Origin of the sequence: Micromonospora sp. NBC_01739, from assembly GCF_035920385.1 — a bacterium.
Lineage (GTDB): Bacteria > Actinomycetota > Actinomycetes > Mycobacteriales > Micromonosporaceae > Micromonospora.
Genome location: NZ_CP109151.1, coordinates 3353601 through 3370106 on the forward strand (window position 1 = coordinate 3353601; position 16506 = coordinate 3370106).

Here is a 16506-nt window from a genome sequence, read left to right on the forward strand (position 1 = left end):
CTCTCGCCCGGCAGGGGTCGGTTCATCCGGGCCCCTTCCGGCGTCGCCGGGGTGCCGGCGCGTCGAGTTGTTCGGGGTCGGCCTCCGGCGGTTCCTCGCTGAGGTCGACGGTCGAGACCTCCTTGCGGGCGGCGCGGTGCTTGATCCGCTGGTCCTCGATGTCGTCGGGCACCTCGTCGTCGCCGTCCAGGTACCAGCTGCGGTAGCTGACGGCCAGCAGGAAGGCGGTGAACCCGAAGGTGATCACGATGGCGGTCAGCACCATGGCCTGCGGCAGGGGGTCGCTCATCGCGGCCGGGTCGGTGACCCCGACCACCGGGGCCCCGCCGGGGCGGCCACCGAAGATGATGAGCAGGTTGATCCCGTTGCTGATCATGATGACCCCGAGCAGGATGCGACTCAGGCTGCGTTCCAGCAGCAGGGTCACCCCGCAACCCACGAGGATCCCGATCGCGATGAAGGACACCAGGTTGGCGCCGGTACCGGTCACCTGGGCCCTCCCCGACGTTGGACGGCCAGCCCACCGGTGAACCCGCCGGACGCCTCGATGTTGCGGTCGACCTCGGCGCCGAGACTGCGCAGCACGTCCAACGCCAACCCGATCACCACCAGGTAGACCCCGATGTCGAAGAAGAGCGAGGTGACCAGGTAGAAGTCGCCGACCAGCGGCAGCCAGAAGTCGACCTTGGCGCTGCTCAGCGCGGCTCCCCCGTCCAGCAGGGTGACCATCGCGGAGCCGACCGCCACGGCCAGTCCGGCCCCGAGCACGGTGCCGGCGCTGACCGGGGCGGCCTCGGCCAGTTCGTACCGCCCACCGGCCAGATACCGCATGGTCAGGGCCAGGCTGGCGACCAACCCGCCGGCGAAGCCGCCACCGGGCGCGTTGTGGCCGGAGAACAGCAGATAGAACGAGAACAGCACCGCGGTGTGGAAGATCAGCCGGGTGATCACCTCCAGCACCAGGGAGCGGTTGCGTTCCCGCAGGGTGACACCCCCGCGCAGCCAGACCGGCCGCCCGGCGACCACCTCCCGACGGTCGAGGTCCAGCCGACGGGGGCGGGGACCGGTGCGGGAGCGTTCGAAGACCAGACTGGCCACCCCGGTCGCGGCGACCACCAGCACGGACAGCTCACCCAGGGTGTCCCAGGCCCGGATGTCGACCAGGGTCACGTTCACCACGTTGCGACCGTGTCCCTGCTCGACGGCGAGTTGGGCGAAGTCCTCCGAGATGCTGCGGGCCTGGCGGGCGGTGGCGGCGGCGACGGCCAGTCCGGCGACGGTCACCCCCACGATCACCCCGACCGTCCGTCGCAGCCACCGACTGCTCCACAGTGGCCGGACGGAGAACCGGCGCGGCAGGCGGCGCAGCACCAGCACGAAGACCGCGATGGTCACGGTCTCCACCAGGAACTGGGTCAGTGCCAGGTCGGGTGCCCCGTGGAGGACGAAGAGCATCGCGGTGCCGTAGCCGGTCACCCCGACCAGCAGCATCGCGGTCATCCGGCGACGAGCCCCCACGGCCAGCAGGGCGGCCACACTGATCACCAGCAGGACCACCGGCTGGACCGGGGTAACCCACGGCGCGATCGGCTGCTGCCAGGGCCGGATCGTCAGCAGCACACCACCGGGGACGGCGGCCAACACCAGCAGGATCAGGCCCAGGTACTGGGGCAGGGAACCCCGCTGGGTGACGCTGGTGACGTCGACGGCGATCCGGTCGAAGCGGTGGGTGACCCACTCGTACCCCTGTCGGCCGCCGACCGGGGCGCGGAGCCAGGCCAGCACGGGGGCCAGCGGACGGCGCGCGAGGAACAGCACCGCCCCGCCGGCCAGGGCCAGCGCGGAGAGCCCGAGGGCCAGGTTGAGGCCCGGCCACAGGGCCAGGTGCCCGTGCAGAGGCCCCAGGATTTCCGCGTACGGCCGCAGCAGGTGGTCGACCGGACCGGCAGCCGTACCGGCGACCAGCCCGGCCAGGGCCAGGGCGGCCGGGGGCAGCAGCATCGCCGAGGGGATCGGCCCCAGGGTGGTCGGCGGGGTCTGCGGGCGGGTGCCGAAGGCCCCCCAGAGGAAGCGCAGGCTGTAGGCGACCGTGAGGACCGTGCCGAGGACCAGCACGGTCAGCACCACCGGGCGGTCGGTGAAGGCGGCGAAGATCGCCTCCTTGGCCACGTAGCCGAGCAGGGGTGGCACCCCGGCCATCGAGGCGGCCGCGAGCAGGGCCACCCCGGCCAGCACCGGTGCGGACCTTCCCAGCCCGGACAGGCGCCGCAGGTCCCGGGTGCCCGCGCCGTGGTCGATCACCCCGACCACGAGGAACAGGGTCGCCTTGAACAACGCGTGCGCGGCCAGCATCGCCAGACCGGCCAGGGCGGCGTCCGCGGTGCCCACCCCGACGGCCACCGCAAGCAGACCCAGTTGGCTCACCGTGCCGTACGCCAGCAGCAGTTTCAGGTCGTTCTGGCGCAGCGCCGCCCAGCCGCCGAGCACCATGGTGGCCAGGCCGCAGATCAGCACCACCGGGCGCCAGGGCCCCACCCCGGCCAGCACCGGGGCCAGCAGACCGAGCAGATAGATGCCCGCCTTCACCATGGCCGCCGCGTGCAGGTACGCGCTCACCGGGGTCGGTGCCGCCATCGCCACCGGCAGCCACGAGGTGAACGGCAGCAGCGCCGACTTGGACAGGGCGCCCAGCAGGATCAGCAGCACGGCGACGACCAGGTACGCGCCACCGGGCAACGGCCGCTCGGCCAGCTCGGACCACCGGTAGGTGCCGCCGTGGTGGCCGAGCATGATGAATCCGACGAGCATGGCCAGGCCGCCCAGGCTGGTCACCATCAGCGCCTGACCGGCCGCCCAGCGGGCGGAGCGCCGCTCGGTGCTGTGCCCGATCAGCAGGTACGACAGGACCGTGGTCAGTTCCCAGCAGACATAGAGCAGCAGCAGGTCGTCCGCGAAGACCAGGCCCAGCATCGCCCCGGCGAAGCCGACCATGACGCCGGCGTACTGGGCGGTGCCCACGGCCTCCGGTGGCAGGTAGCGGGCGCTGTAGATCAGCACCATCGCCCCGACCCCGCCGACCAGCAGGGCCATCAGCCAGGACAGGGTGGTGATCCGAAAGGCCAGCTCCAACCCCAACTGCGGAATCCACCGGTACGTCTCGACGACCGCCCCGCCGTGCGCCACCTGCGGGGTCTGCACCAGCGCCCAGCCGAAGGCGGTGGCCGGGGCCAGGGCCAGGGGGTAGCAGGCGCGGGGACCCCAGCGGCGCACCAGCAGCGGCGCCGTGATGGCCGCCGCGAGGTGCAGGGTCAGCAGTACGAGCACGCGCGCTCCCGGTCGAGGTGGGGCAGCGGCGCCCGTGTCGGGTGCCTGGCGCCTGATAAGGATCAGACGACAGTTCAGGACACCAATGGGCTAGTTCGCCGAAAAAGCCCCATATTCACCTTCGGTCTGGCCAGGGCATCACCCCGGCCCCCGGGTCGGTGCCGGATCAGCGGTGAGGGGCCGGTGGGACCGGGTCGCGCCCGGGACGGGGGTCCACCATCAGGTCCGGTCGGCCGATCCGCCGGGCCACCTTGTTGACCAGCCGCTGGGTGGCGGTCAGGGAGCGCACGGACAGCAGTCGGCCCCGGCTCTCCCGGCGCAGTACGAAGTAGTGCACGGCGACCCGCACCTGGGCCCGGTCGGCCGCGCTGGCCTGTGCGGTGACGAGGACCAACTCCCGCAGGCAGTCGGCCAGCCGCTCGGCCAACTCCAGGTCGGCTCCGCGCAGCCCGGCGCGCAGGGCCACCACCCGACTGTCGACCTTGCGAATCAGGACATCGGTGCCGGAGGTCCCTGGGCCCCGCTGCTCGACGGCCATCCGATCTCCTCACCCATCAGCACACCGCGGGTGAAGTTACTTTATGTTGCCTGACCTAAGCAAGCAGTTAAGTAAGACTTAACGGATTAAGCGCTCAGACAGCGACTAAAGCCTTAACTGCCCAATAACCCACCAGGGGTTCGGGTCGGCGGACCTCCAGGGTCCGGGGCAGGATGGGCTGGTGGCACCATCAAGTGCGGCCCCGACCGGTGGGGCGACCCTCTCCCGGTTCGGTGCGGCCACCCGGGAATGGTTCAGCGCCGCCTTCGAGGCACCTACGGCAGCCCAGGCCGGTGCCTGGGCCGCGGTCGCCGCCGGACGCAACGCCCTGGTGGTGGCGCCGACCGGCTCCGGCAAGACCCTGGCCGCCTTCCTCTGGTCCCTGGACCGGCTGGCCCGCGACCCCGCCCCGGCCGAACCCCGGCACCGGTGCCGGGTGCTCTACGTCAGCCCCCTGAAGGCCCTGGCGGTGGACGTCGAACGTAATCTCCGGGCCCCCCTGGCCGGCATCCGACAGGCCGCCAGCCGGCTCGGGCTGCCCCCGCCGGAGATCACCGTAGGGATGCGTACCGGCGACACCCCGGCGGACGAGCGCCGGGCCTTCGCCCGTACCCCACCGGACATCCTGATCACCACCCCGGAATCGCTGTTCCTGTTGTTGACCTCCGCGGCCCGCGACTCGCTGCGCGGGGTGCAGACGGTGATCCTGGACGAGGTGCACGCGGTGGCCGGCACCAAGCGCGGGGCCCACCTGGCGCTCTCCCTGGAGCGGCTGGACGAACTGTTGCCGGCGGCGGCGCAGCGGATCGGGCTCTCCGCGACCGTTCGACCGATCGAGGAGTGCGCCCGGTTCCTCGGCGGTTCCCGACCGGTCGAGGTGGTCGCCCCGACCACCGCCAAGACCATCGAGGTCAGCGTCCAGGTGCCGGTGGAGGACATGACCCGCCTGGACGAGCAACCCGGCCCCGAGGAGGGGCTGGACGGCCCGCGCACCGCCTCGATCTGGCCCGCCCTGGAGGAACGGGTGTACGCCCTGATCCAGGCACACCGTTCCACGATCGTGTTCACCAACTCCCGGCGCAGCGCCGAGCGACTCTGCGCCCGCCTCAACGAGCTGGCCGCCGAGGAGTCCCCCCAGGAGTCGCCGACGGCACGGCCCACCGGGGTCACCGCCACCCCGGCGCGGATCATGGCTCAGGCCGGTGCGATGGCCGGGGCCCTGCCGGTGATCGCCCGGGCCCACCACGGCAGTGTCTCCCGGGAGGAACGCCGGCACATCGAGGAGTCACTCAAGGCAGGTCAACTGCCCGCGGTGGTGGCCACCTCCAGCCTGGAACTCGGCATCGACATGGGCTCGGTCGACCTGGTGGTGCAGATCGAGGCACCGCCGAGCGTGGCCGCCGGTCTCCAGCGGGTGGGCCGGGCCGGGCACCAGGTAGGCGCGGTGTCGCGGGGGGTGGTGCTGCCCAAGCACCGGGGGGATCTGCTCTCCTGCGCGGTGGTGGCCGAGCGGATGAGCGAGGCCCGGATCGAGGAACTGCACCATCCCCGCAACCCGCTGGACGTGCTCGCCCAGCAGATCGTCGCGATGGTCGCCCTGGACGAGTGGCGGGTCGAGGACCTGGCGGCCGTGGTCCGCCGGGCGGCGCCCTTCGCCGAGTTGCCCGACTCGGCCCTGCACGCCGTACTGGACATGCTCTCCGGGCGCTATCCCTCTACCGCCTTCGCGGAGTTGCGTCCCCGGCTGGTCTGGGATCGCGCCACCGATGTGCTGACCGGCCGCCCGGGGGCCCAGCGGCTGGCGGTGACCAGCGGCGGCACCATTCCGGACCGGGGACTGTTCGGCGTCTTCCTGGCCGGGGCGGAACGCGCCGCCCGGGTCGGCGAACTGGACGAGGAGATGGTCTACGAGTCCCGGGTGGGCGACGTCTTCCTGCTCGGCTCCTCCTCCTGGCGGATCGAGGAGATCACCCCGGATCGGGTGCTGGTCTCCCCCGCCCCCGGGCAGGCCGCCAAGATGCCGTTCTGGAAGGGCGACCAGCCGGGCCGCCCGGTGGAACTGGGCCGGGCGATCGGGGCGCGGATCCGGACCCTGCTGCGCAAGGGCGACGAGGAGGCCACCGCCGCGCTGCGGGCCGCCGGGCTGGACGACTGGGCTGCCGGGAACCTACTGGCCTACCTGCGCGAACAGCAGGCCGCCACCCGCTCCCTGCCGGATGACCGGACGGTCGTGGTCGAGCGGTTCCGCGACGAGCTGGGCGACTGGCGACTGGCCGTGCACAGTGTGCTCGGGGCCCGGGTCAACGCGCCCTGGGCCCTGGCCCTAGCCCGTCGACTCGCCGAACGCTACGGGATGGACGCCCAGGTCCTGCCCTCCGACGACGGGATCGTCGTACGGCTGCCGGACACCGCCGACAGCCCGCCCGGCGCCGACGTGGTGGCCTTCGACCCCGAGGAGATCGCCCAGCTGGTGGAGGAGTCCGTCGGCTCCTCGGCACTGTTCGCCGCCCGGTTCCGGGAGTGCGCCGCCCGCTCGCTGTTGCTGCCCCGCCGTGACCCCCGCCGCCGGCAGCCGCTGTGGCAGCAGCGGCAACGCGCCGCCCAACTGCTCGACGTGGCCCGCGAGTACGCCGATTTCCCGGTCACCCTGGAGGCGGCCCGGGAGTGCCTGCAGGATGTGTTCGACGTACCCGCCCTGGTTGAGGTGATGCGCGACCTGGCCGGCCGCCGGGTCCGGCTGGTCGAGGTGGAGACCCCCCGGCCCTCACCGTTCGCCCGGTCCCTGCTCTTCGGGTACGTCGGCGCCTTCCTCTACGAGGGCGACGCCCCGCTGGCCGAGCGGCGGGCCGCCGCCCTGGCCCTGGACTCCGCCCTGCTGGGTGAGCTGCTGGGCCGGGTGGACCTGCGCGAGTTGCTGGACCCGGTGGTGCTGGCCGAGTCCGAGCGGCAACTGCGCTGGTTGACTCCCCAGCGCCGGCCCCGCGACGCGGAGGACGTGGTCGAGTTGCTGCGCCAGCTCGGCGACCTGAGCACCGGGGAGCTGGCCGAGCGTGGGGTGCCGCTGGACTGGCTTACCGAGCTGACGGCCAGCCGCCGGGTGCTGCCGGTACGCATCGCCGGGCAGGACCGTTGGGTGGTCGTGGAGGACGCCGGTCGGCTGCGCGACGCCCTGGGGGTGGCCCTGCCGGTGGGGGTGGCCCAGGCGTACCTCGAACCGGTGGCCGACCCGCTGGGCGACCTGGTGGCCCGGTACGCCCGGACCCACGGCCCGTTCGCGGCGGCCAGCTGCGCGGCCCGGTTCGGGTTGGGGGTCTTCGTGGTGGAGCAGGCGCTGCGCCGCCTGGCCGCCACCGGGCGGGTGGTCTCCGGCGAGTTCACCCCGGAAAGCGTCGGCACCCAGTGGTGTGACGCCGAGGTGCTGCGGCTGCTGCGCCGCCGATCCCTGGCCGCGCTGCGCCGGGAGATCGAGCCGGTGCCGCCCCGGGCGCTGGCCACCTTCCTGCCCCGGTGGCAGCAGGTCGGCTCCTCGGCCCGGGGGGTGGAGGCGGTGGCCGCCGTCGTGGAGCAGTTGCAGGGGATGTCCGTGCCCGCCTCGGCACTGGAACGGTTGGTGCTCCCGGCCCGGGTGGCCGACTACTCCCCCGCCCTGCTCGACGAACTCTGCGCCAGCGGCGAGGTGCTGTGGGCCGGTGCCGGGGCGATCTCCGGCGGGGACGGCTGGGTCAGCCTGGCCTACGCCGACCTGGCACCGCTGCTGCTCCCGATGCCGGACGAGACTCTGGCCCGTACCCCCTTGCACGAGGCCGTGCTGGACGCCCTCGGCGAGGGGCAGGCGTTGTTCTTCCGGGCGCTGGCCGACCGGGTCGGTGCCACCGACGACGCCGAGCTGACCGGAGTCCTCTGGGATCTGGTCTGGGCCGGGCACCTGACCAACGACACCCTGGCCCCCCTGCGGGCGGCCCTCGGTGGGGGCGGCGCGCACCGGGCCCGACCTACCGCGGCCCGCAGTCGCTACCGGCGTCCGGGGCGGGTGGCCCTGCCCAGCCGGGGCGGCCCGCCGACGGTGGCCGGCCGCTGGTCCCGGTTGCCCGAACGGGACACCGATCCGACCCGACGGGCCGCGGCCCTGGCCGACGTGCTGCTGGAACGACACGGTGTGCTGACCCGGGGGGCGGTCGTGGCCGAGCAGGTGGCCGGCGGCTTCGCGGCGGTCTATCCGGTGCTGGCCGCCATGGAGGAACGCGGCGCCGCCCGACGTGGCTACTTCGTCGACGGGCTGGGCGCGGCACAGTTCGCCGTGCCCGGGGCGGTGGACCGGATCCGCGCCCTGGCCGAGCCGCTGGACGCCCCGAAGACTCCCGGTGGCCCGGCCCTGGTGCTGGCCGCCACCGATCCGGCCAACCCGTACGGCGCGGCGTTGCCCTGGCCGGACCGGGTGGTCGACTCCGGCGACGCGGCCACACCGGGCACCGGCCACCGGGCCGGGCGCAAGGCCGGCGCCCTGGTCGTGCTGGTCGCCGGTGACCTGGTGCTCTACGTGGAGCGGGGCGGGCGGACCCTGCTCTCCTACACCGACGACCCGGAGGCCCTGGCCGCCGCCGGTAAGGCCCTGGCCGGTGCGGTGGCCTCCGGCGCGTTGGGGCCGATCTCGGTGGAGCGGGCCGACGGCCAGTCGGTGCGCTCCTCCGCGCTGAGCGACGCCCTCACCGCCGCCGGTTTCCGGGCCACCCCCCGCGGTCTGCGCCTGCGCGCCTGATCCTGCCGACCACCCCGCACGGTGCCCGACCGCGCCGCTCGCTCAGTGCAGGTCGGCTAGGACCTTCTCGTAGCGGGGTCGGTCGGCCTTCGGGGTCGGCCCCTCCAGGTAGTTGAGCACGATGGTGCCCCGGCGGTGGGAGGCCCCGCTCCACAGTTCGGCCATGTCGATGGCGCTGCCCTCGTCGGGGAAGACGTACACCCCGATGTTGTCCGTGACGATCAGCTCGGAGCAGCCCAGTCCCAGACCGTCCGGCCCGCACTCGACCGAGCGGTTGCGCGAGTTGGCGACCTTCAGGCCGGCCTTGCGGAAGGCCGCTACGACCTCCCGGGCGCTGGGTGCCCCCGGCTGGCGGGGCGGCAGCTCCACCGGCGGTGGGCTCAGCGGCAGCCGGGGGGAGGTGCTGTCCGGCCCGGGCTTGGCCTCCGGCGGCGCGGGCGGGGCCGGTGGGACGGCGGCGCTCGCTGTGGTGGCGGGCTCCGGGGCGGCGGCCGAGGTGGCCGGTTCGGCCGAGGAGGGCGTCGGTACGGCCGGGGTGGCCGCCGGTAGGGAGGTGGACGGCGCCGGGGCGGCCGTGGACGGCCGATCCGGGTCACCGCCGCAGCCGGTCAGCGCGACAGCGGCCGTGAGCAGGACGACGGCGGGGAGGATCATCCGTTGGGTCACTCCTGGCAGTCTGCCCAACTCGGCCCAGACCGTGCAGTGGCCGGTCGGCCAGTGCACCTGTCACCTATCCGGCAGGTGGCCGTCCTGGCACCGGTGCCGGTGGGCGGACGTACCATCCGATGCCGTGACCAGCAGTGCGCACCTCACCGGGTCGACCCAGATCGTCTCCCTGACCACCGACTACGGCCTGGCCGACGGCTTCGTGGCGGCCTGCCACGGGGTGATCGCCCGGCTGGCCCCGAGCCTCCGGGTGATCGACGTGACCCACCTGGTGCCACCGGGCGACATCCGTCGGGGTGCGGCCGTGCTCGCGCAGACCGTGCCGTACCTGCCGGTCGGGGTGCACGTGGCGGTGGTCGACCCGGGGGTGGGCACGGCCCGCCGGGGCATCGCCCTGGCCACCCCCGGTGGCCTGCTGGTCGGGCCGGACAACGGGCTGCTGATCGACGCGGCCACCGCGCTCGGCGGGGTCACCGAGGCGGTGGAGTTGACCAACCCGCGGTGGCTGGCGCAGCGGGTGTCGGCCACCTTCCACGGGCGGGACGTCTTCGCTCCGGTCGCGGCCCGGTTGGCCTCCGGCGCCCCGTTGTCCGAGGCCGGTCCGGCCGTCGAGGTGTCTACCCTGATCCGGCTGCCCGAGCCGGTGGTCGAGGTACGTCCGGACGGCTTCACCGCCGAGGTGTTGACGGTCGACCACTTCGGCAACCTCCAACTGGCCGCCCCGGCCGACCTGCTGCTGGCCCTGCCGGCCCGGGTCCGGATCCGCCCGGTCGGCGAGCAGACCTGGGAGCGGGTCGCGGTGCATGGTCGTACCTTTGGGGACGCTTCGCCCGGTGCCCTGGTGGCGCACCCGGACTCGGCCGGTCGGGTCGCCCTGTCGACCAACGGTGGCCGGGCGGCCGAGGTGCTCGGTGTCGCTGCCGGTACGCTGCTGCGGGTCGATGGGCTCGCCGACTGCTGACCGGTCCGGCGCCACACGCACGAAACCTCCATTGTGGAAGGCTGTCGGAGTGGAAGATCGCTGGGTGCCTGCCGCCTGTCCCTGCTGCGCGTCGCGTACCGGCGGCGGCACCTGTCCGGTGTGTTTCTGGACCGACGACGGCCAGGCCGACGCCGACGCCGAGGTGGTGCGGGGCGGTCCCAACGGGGAGCTGAGCCTGACCATGGCCCGGCTCAACTTCGCCGTCTACGGCGCCTGCCACCCCCGCTACCAGGATTCGGTACGCCCCCCTCGGCCCGAGGAACTGCCCTGACCCGGCCGGGCCGGGGTGCTCCGACCCCGACCCGATCCGGCCCTCAGCAGACCGGCACCGCGCCGCCCCAGACCGCCGAGATGTACGCGTGGCTGACGAACTGCCCGCTGGCCAGTCGATTCCACCGGTTGGTGGTGCGGTACGGGCCGGTCACGGTCTGCCCGGTCACGTAACACTCGATCGGCACGCTGGCGTACTGGGCCGCCAGGCCCCGGGTGGCGTAGTTGGTGCCCGGGCCGGTGCGGATGTTCAGCGGACCGTCTCCGACCACCCCCCGGGTGCCGGTACCCGTCCACAGGTAGGCCACGTCGACCCAGGCGTTCGTGGTCAGTTGCAGCCCGTCGAAGAAGGTCCCGTCGGCCAGGTCGATGCCGGCCGGGTTGAGCACCACCCGTCCGAACTGGTCCCGCCCGCCGTTGTAGCCGGACTGGTAGGCGGCCTGGGCCTCCGGTCGACCCTGCGGCAGATCCTTCCAGTTCTCCCGCACCCCGCTGATGTTCCAGTAGTCGTCGCGGGTGTTCCACGGGCCGATGTCCCAGACCGGGGCGTACTCGCATCGGCTGCCGGGAGTGGTGCAGACCCGGACGGTGTAGTCCCCGCTGTTGCGGGGCGACAGGCTGCGCCCGGAGGGCAGGGCCACGAAGTGGTCACCGGGCACGATGACGTGCCCGTTCGCGGTCGTGTTGCCGACCAGACCGATCCGGGTGGCGAACACCCGGAAGGTGAGGCCGGGGGTGGCCGCGGTGATGGTGGGGACCTCGTCGGCGGTGAGCCGGACGGACCGGACCTGGGCGCTCGCGCCGGACCGGCTGGCGGTGAGCGTCACCCGGGTCTGCACCCGAGTGACCGGGCCGTCGAAGACGGCGGCCGGGCCGGCCGCACGCCACTCGGTCCAGCCGCCGGTCCGCCACCCTCGGACCTGGACCGTAGCGGCGGCCCCCGGCCTGACCGTGGCGGTGACCTCGGCCCGGACCCGGGTGGCCGGGGCGGCCAGGGTACGGGCGGGGGTCACCAGCATTCCCTCGGCGACGAGGCTGTGCCGCCCCGGGGCCGTGGGTGGGCGGGCATCGGCCAGTCGCAGACCGGCCCGGGTGTGCCGGACGTTGACGTCGTCGGCGTCCACGACGGACAGGTCCACCTGCCACCGGTCGGTACGGGCGGCGGAGGCGGGTGTCGGGTGCAGGGTCACCGCCAGCAGGGTGGCCAGGGCCATCGAGAGGAACGGAATACGGAGAGAATTCATGTCAATCCTCCATGTAGTTGGCTAATCCTGCCCAGATCGGCACAGCGATGAGAAGTGCGCTACAGATAGCGATACACGTGAATTGCGCTCGAAAGGGGGGATAATGGCGGGATGCCCGAGGGTGACACCGTGTGGAACACCGCCCGTCTCCTGGCTCGCACCCTCACCGGAGCTCGGCTGACCGGCAGCGACTTCCGGGTGCCCCGGTTGGCCACCACCGACCTGACCGACTGGCGGGTGACCGACTGCGCCAGCCGCGGCAAGCACCTGCTGCTCCGGCTGGCGGAGCCGACCGGCGGGGCACCCTGGACCCTGCACTCCCACCTGCGGATGGACGGCACCTGGCGGGTGTACGCCCCGGGGCAACGCTGGACCGCCCGCCCGACCCACCTGATCCGGGTGGTGCTGACCACGGCCACCGCCACCGCGGTCGGCTACCACCTGCACGAGGTGACGCTGGTGCCGACCGCCGAGGAGCACCGGCTGGTCGGGCACCTCGGCCCCGACCTGCTGGGGCCGGACTGGGACCCGGCCGAGGCGGTCCGCCGGTTGGCCGACCGACCGGCCGAGAGCATCGCGGAGGCCCTGCTGGACCAGCGCAACCTGGCCGGTGTCGGCAACCTCTACAAGTGCGAGCTGCTGTTCCTGCGCGGAGTCAACCCGCGTACCCGGGTGGAGGCCGTGCCGGACCTTCCGGGCCTGGTAGCCCTGGCGCACGATTTGCTGGCCGCCAACCGGGGCCGATGGACCCAGAGCACCACCGGGTCACTTCGTCGGGGCAAGACCAGCTACGTGTACGGGCGGCGGGCCCAGCCGTGCCGGCGGTGCGGCACCGCCATCCGCAAGGAGGAACTGGGCGAACGGGTCACCTACTGGTGCCCCCGCTGCCAGCCCGCCCCAACCTGACCGCGGCGGGGTGGCGGGCGACAACACGCCGAATGAGCAGCAAATTGACACGATTGGGTACTTCCTTGCCGGCCGGTCAGGTCGCATGCTGCGGTTGAGCGCTCACGGATAGTCAATGCAGCGTGATGCGGCCGACCACGTCGGGGTGGTGACCGCCGCGCCCCGATCACCGGGAGAGCCATGGCCGTCTTCCGTAGACTCCGGTCGACCTGGCTCGACCGGACCACCCGCAGCGATCAACCGGCTCCGCCCGCCACCCTGCCCGCCGCCCGTACCGATTCGGCGCCGGACGCCCTGGCCGGCCCCGAATCCGCCGGCAGCCCGGCCCCGGCCAGCCTGGACCCGGCGGCGGCGCCCCGTTGTTTCGGCCCGGTGCCCAACCACGCCCACAGCCCCCTGCCGGTGCTAGACGACACCGGGGCGGTGCTGGCCGGCACGGGGATCCGCAAGTTCCTGGACCCCCTGCCCGGTCTGGGCCTGGCGGGACGCACCCCGCTGGGGGCCGGACTTCCGGTGGCGCTGCCGGACACCATCAGCCATCCCGGCTGCGACTACTACGAGATCGGGCTGACGGAGTACACCCAGCGGCTGCACCGGGACCTGCCGGCGACCCGGCTGCGCGGCTACCGGCAACTGAACCTGGGCACCGACGCCGACGGACACAACACCCTCGCCCCGCCGCCCCGGGCCTGGTACCTGGGCCCGGTCATCCTGGCCCGCCGGGGCCGACCGGTACGGATCAAGTTCATCAACCAACTGCCCACCGGACCGGCCGGCGAACTCTTCCTCCCGGTGGATCCGACAGTGCCCGCCACCGGCCCGGGACCCCTCGGCGGGCCGGCCCCCTACCCGCAGAACCGGGCGGTGCTGCACCTGGCCGGGGCGCACACCGGCTGGATCAGCGCCGGCAACCCCCACCAGTGGATCACCCCGGCCGGTGAGATCACCCCCTATCCGACCGGGGTGGGCCTGCGCCACGTACCGGACATGCCGCCTCCCGGGCCGGGGGCCACGACCCTGTACTTCCCGAACGAGCAGAGCGGACGGCTGCTCTGGTTCCACGACAACACCATCGGAATGTCCCGGCTGACTGTCTACTCCGGACAGTCCGCGCTCTGTCTGCTAGCCGACGAGGCGCAGGACCGGCTGGTGGCCGAGGGGGTACTGCCCGACGATCAACTGCCCCTGGTCTTCGAGGACAAGACCTTCGTACCGGACGACGCCCAGCTCGCCGAGCAGGATCCGACCTGGGACCGGCACCGCTGGGGAGCCCGGGGCAACCTGTGGCACCCGCACGTCTACCAGCCCCGGCAGAACCCGTACCAACCCGACGGGGGCAACCCCACCGGCCGATGGGACTACGGCCCCTGGTCTCGTACCGTGCCGGCGGCCGGACCGCAGGCCGGGCCGGTGCCGAACCCGCGCCACGACCCGGACGGCGATCCGGCGGAGCCCCCGGAGGTGCCCGGGGTCCCCCACCCCAGCGCGGTACCGGCCGTCTACGGCGACACCGTGCTGGTCAACGGCGCCGCCTACCCCTACCTGGAGGTCGAACCCCGGGTGTACCGGTGGCGCATCCTCAACGCCTGCACCGACCGCTGGCTGAACCTCCAGCTCTACCGGGCCGGCTCGGACGAGCCGATGTGGCACCCGGACGACCGGCTGGCCGACGCCCAGGCCGGTGAGGTGCCGATGGTCGAGGCGGTACGGGCACCGGGGCGGCCGGCGGGCTGGCCCACGGACGGTCGTCCCGGCGGTGTCCCCGACCCGGGGGCCAGCGGCCCACCACTGATCCGGATCGGCAACGAGTGCGGGCTGCTGCCGGCCCCCGTGGTGATCCCCAACCGGCCGGTGGGGTTCCGCTACGACCGGCGCGATCCGGGGGTGCTCAATGTCGACGGGCACGCCCTGCTGCTGGCCCCCGGCGAGCGGGCCGACGTGCTGGTGGACTTCGCCACGGTGACCCCGGGCAGCACCCTGATCCTCTACAACGACTGTCCCGCCCCGTTTCCCGCCTTCGACCCCCGCTACGACCAGCACACCGGTGCGGCCGACCGGACCGCCGAGGGGGGCCCGCCACCCACCCTGCCCGGTTACGGTCCGAACACCCGGACCCTGGTGCAGATCCGGGTCACCGGCACCCCCGCGCAGCCGTACGACCTGGACCGGCTGCGCGAGCGACTACCGACGGCGTACGCGGCCAGCCAACGCCCCCCGATCGTGCCGGACCCGGCGTACGACCCCTGCTTCGGCACGGTCACCGCCGGGACGACCCGGATCCCGGTGCACGCCACCGGGGTCGAGTTCGTCCCCACCGGTGCCCCCGGCCCGGTCACCCTGCCGCTGACCGTCAAGGCGGTGCGGCAGGTCTTCGAGGCCGAACACGGCCGACTCACCGGGCGACTGGGGGTGGCGCATCCGCACGCCGGGCCCCGCGCCGAGACCCTCCTGCCGCTGGGGCCGACCGACCCGGCCACCGAGTTGCTGCACGTCAGCGACCCGGCGGTGCCGGTCGGGGCGCCCGGCGACGGCACCCAGCTGTGGCGGGTGTGCGGCACCGGCCGGCAGAGCCATCCGGTGCGCTTCGACGGGCTGGACGTGCAGGTGGTCGGCCGGGTAGGCCGCGACGGCACGATCCGCCCACCGGATCCGGGGGAACTGGGCTGGAAACAGATCGTCCGGGTGGACCCCGGCGAGGACGTGATCCTGGCGCTGCGCCCGGAGCCGCCGGCACTGCCGTTCAAGATCGGCGACAGCGTACGGCTGCTCGACCCGACCCGGCCGGTCGGCGTACCGGTCGGGTCCACCCCGGTCAGTCCGCTGGACGGGCGCCCGGCCTCGGTGGTCAACCAGCTGGTCAACCTGGGCTGGGAGTACCGCTGGTGCAGCGGTGCGGGCGGGCACCGCGACCAGGGCATGAGCCGCCCCCTGGTGGTGCGGGTGTCGCCCCGGGCACCCAGCGGGCTGACCGCCACCGCCGCGCCCGGTTCGGCCACCGCCCTACCGGCGATCAACCTGACCTGGACCGGTAACGGCAGCCGCCCACCGGCCACCAGTCACCTGCTGCAACGCGCCACCGACCCGACCTTCACCGACGGGTTGACCGAGTTGACCGTGGCGGCCACCGCCACCCGGTACACCGACGCCACCGTCACCCCCGGGGTCACCTACCACTACCGCATCCGGGCGGAGAACACCGTGGGCTGCTCCGCCTGGTCGAACAGCGTCCCGGCCTCGGTGCAGTTGGCGGCGCCGACGAAGCTGACCGCGGCGATACCACCGGCCGCGCCGCTGCGGGTGGCGCTGCGCTGGATCAACCGGTCCTTCGCGACCGGTGTGGACGTCCAGCGGGCCACCAACCCGACCTTCACCAGCGGGCCGGGCACCACTGCCATCGGGGTCGGCGACCACCACCTGGATCCCGCGGTCGCCCCGGACACCACCTACTACTACCGGGTACGCACCACCTACCTGGGTGCCGCCTCGCCCTGGTCGACCGTGGTCACGGTGACCAGTCCGCCGGCGCCGGGGGTGCCCACCTCGGTGAGCGTGGCCACCAGCTCACCCGGCCCGGACACCGCCGTGGTGGTGTTGAGCTGGGCGGCCAGCACTCCCGCCGGCCAGGGGGCCGGTTTCACCGTGCAGCGGGCCCTGGATGTGGCCTTCACCCGCGAACTGTCCACCTTCACCGTCACCGGCCGGGGCTTCACCAACACCGGCCTGGCCCGGGGCGTCACCTACCACTACCGGATCCGCTCCTTCAACGTGGTCGGCGCCTCCCCCTTCACCGCCCCCATCCCCATCACCACCCCGGACTGAC

The 16506-nt window shown here is 73.4% G+C and carries 10 protein-coding genes; 5 read left to right on the top strand and 5 right to left on the bottom strand.

Annotated features, from left to right (window positions below):
- Positions 1 to 22: 22 nt before the first annotated feature.
- The 3 genes from OIE53_RS14885 to OIE53_RS14895 form a co-directional block, all read right to left on the bottom strand.
- Positions 23 to 490 (bottom strand): Na(+)/H(+) antiporter subunit C, encoded by a 468-nt coding sequence (locus OIE53_RS14885; protein WP_327022155.1) that lies wholly within the window; start codon positions 488 to 490, stop codon positions 23 to 25.
- Positions 487 to 3324: a Na+/H+ antiporter subunit A gene (locus tag OIE53_RS14890; protein WP_327022156.1), complete on the bottom strand. Its 2838-nt coding sequence runs from the start codon at positions 3322 to 3324 to the stop codon at positions 487 to 489. Before OIE53_RS14890 ends, OIE53_RS14885 begins: the two co-directional genes overlap by 4 nt.
- A 166-nt stretch (positions 3325 to 3490) precedes the next feature.
- Complete coding sequence (locus OIE53_RS14895) at positions 3491 to 3862, bottom strand: hypothetical protein (RefSeq protein ID WP_327022157.1); 372 nt, start codon at positions 3860 to 3862, stop codon at positions 3491 to 3493.
- Positions 3863 to 4043: 181 nt separating this feature from the next.
- On the opposite strand from OIE53_RS14895, the gene OIE53_RS14900 reads away from it, so the two are divergent.
- Entirely contained in the window at positions 4044 to 8618 is a 4575-nt protein-coding gene (locus OIE53_RS14900) for an ATP-dependent helicase (protein ID WP_327022158.1), read from the top strand.
- A 42-nt stretch (positions 8619 to 8660) separates the two neighbouring features.
- Here OIE53_RS14900 and OIE53_RS14905 read toward each other — a convergent pair whose 3' ends face one another.
- Positions 8661 to 9341 carry a hypothetical protein gene (locus tag OIE53_RS14905; protein WP_327022159.1) on the bottom strand — a complete coding sequence of 227 codons (681 nt, stop codon included), beginning with the start codon at positions 9339 to 9341 and terminating at the stop codon, positions 8661 to 8663.
- A 67-nt stretch (positions 9342 to 9408) separates the two neighbouring features.
- Here OIE53_RS14905 and OIE53_RS14910 point away from each other — a divergent pair, with 67 nt between their 5' ends.
- Both OIE53_RS14910 and OIE53_RS14915 read left to right on the top strand, forming a co-directional pair.
- Positions 9409 to 10245, top strand: a complete 837-nt coding sequence (locus OIE53_RS14910; RefSeq protein WP_393337100.1) for an SAM hydrolase/SAM-dependent halogenase family protein — start codon at positions 9409 to 9411, stop codon at positions 10243 to 10245.
- Positions 10246 to 10309: 64 nt separating this feature from the next.
- The gene (locus OIE53_RS14915; protein WP_327022160.1) at positions 10310 to 10537 is read left to right on the top strand and encodes a CPCC family cysteine-rich protein; all 228 of its coding nucleotides are present in this window, start codon (positions 10310 to 10312) and stop codon (positions 10535 to 10537) included.
- A 43-nt stretch (positions 10538 to 10580) separates the two neighbouring features.
- Here OIE53_RS14915 and OIE53_RS14920 read toward each other — a convergent pair whose 3' ends face one another.
- The gene (locus tag OIE53_RS14920; RefSeq protein ID WP_327022161.1) at positions 10581 to 11780 is read right to left on the bottom strand and encodes a hypothetical protein; all 1200 of its coding nucleotides are present in this window, start codon (positions 11778 to 11780) and stop codon (positions 10581 to 10583) included.
- A gap of 111 nt (positions 11781 to 11891) precedes the next feature.
- Here OIE53_RS14920 and OIE53_RS14925 point away from each other — a divergent pair, with 111 nt between their 5' ends.
- Positions 11892 to 12686, top strand: a complete 795-nt coding sequence (locus OIE53_RS14925) for a DNA-formamidopyrimidine glycosylase family protein (RefSeq protein ID WP_327022162.1) — start codon at positions 11892 to 11894, stop codon at positions 12684 to 12686.
- A gap of 180 nt (positions 12687 to 12866) precedes the next feature.
- On the top strand, positions 12867 to 16505 hold the full coding sequence (locus OIE53_RS14930) for a hypothetical protein (RefSeq protein ID WP_327022163.1): 3639 nt from the start codon (positions 12867 to 12869) through the stop codon (positions 16503 to 16505).
- Position 16506 lies beyond the last annotated feature (1 nt).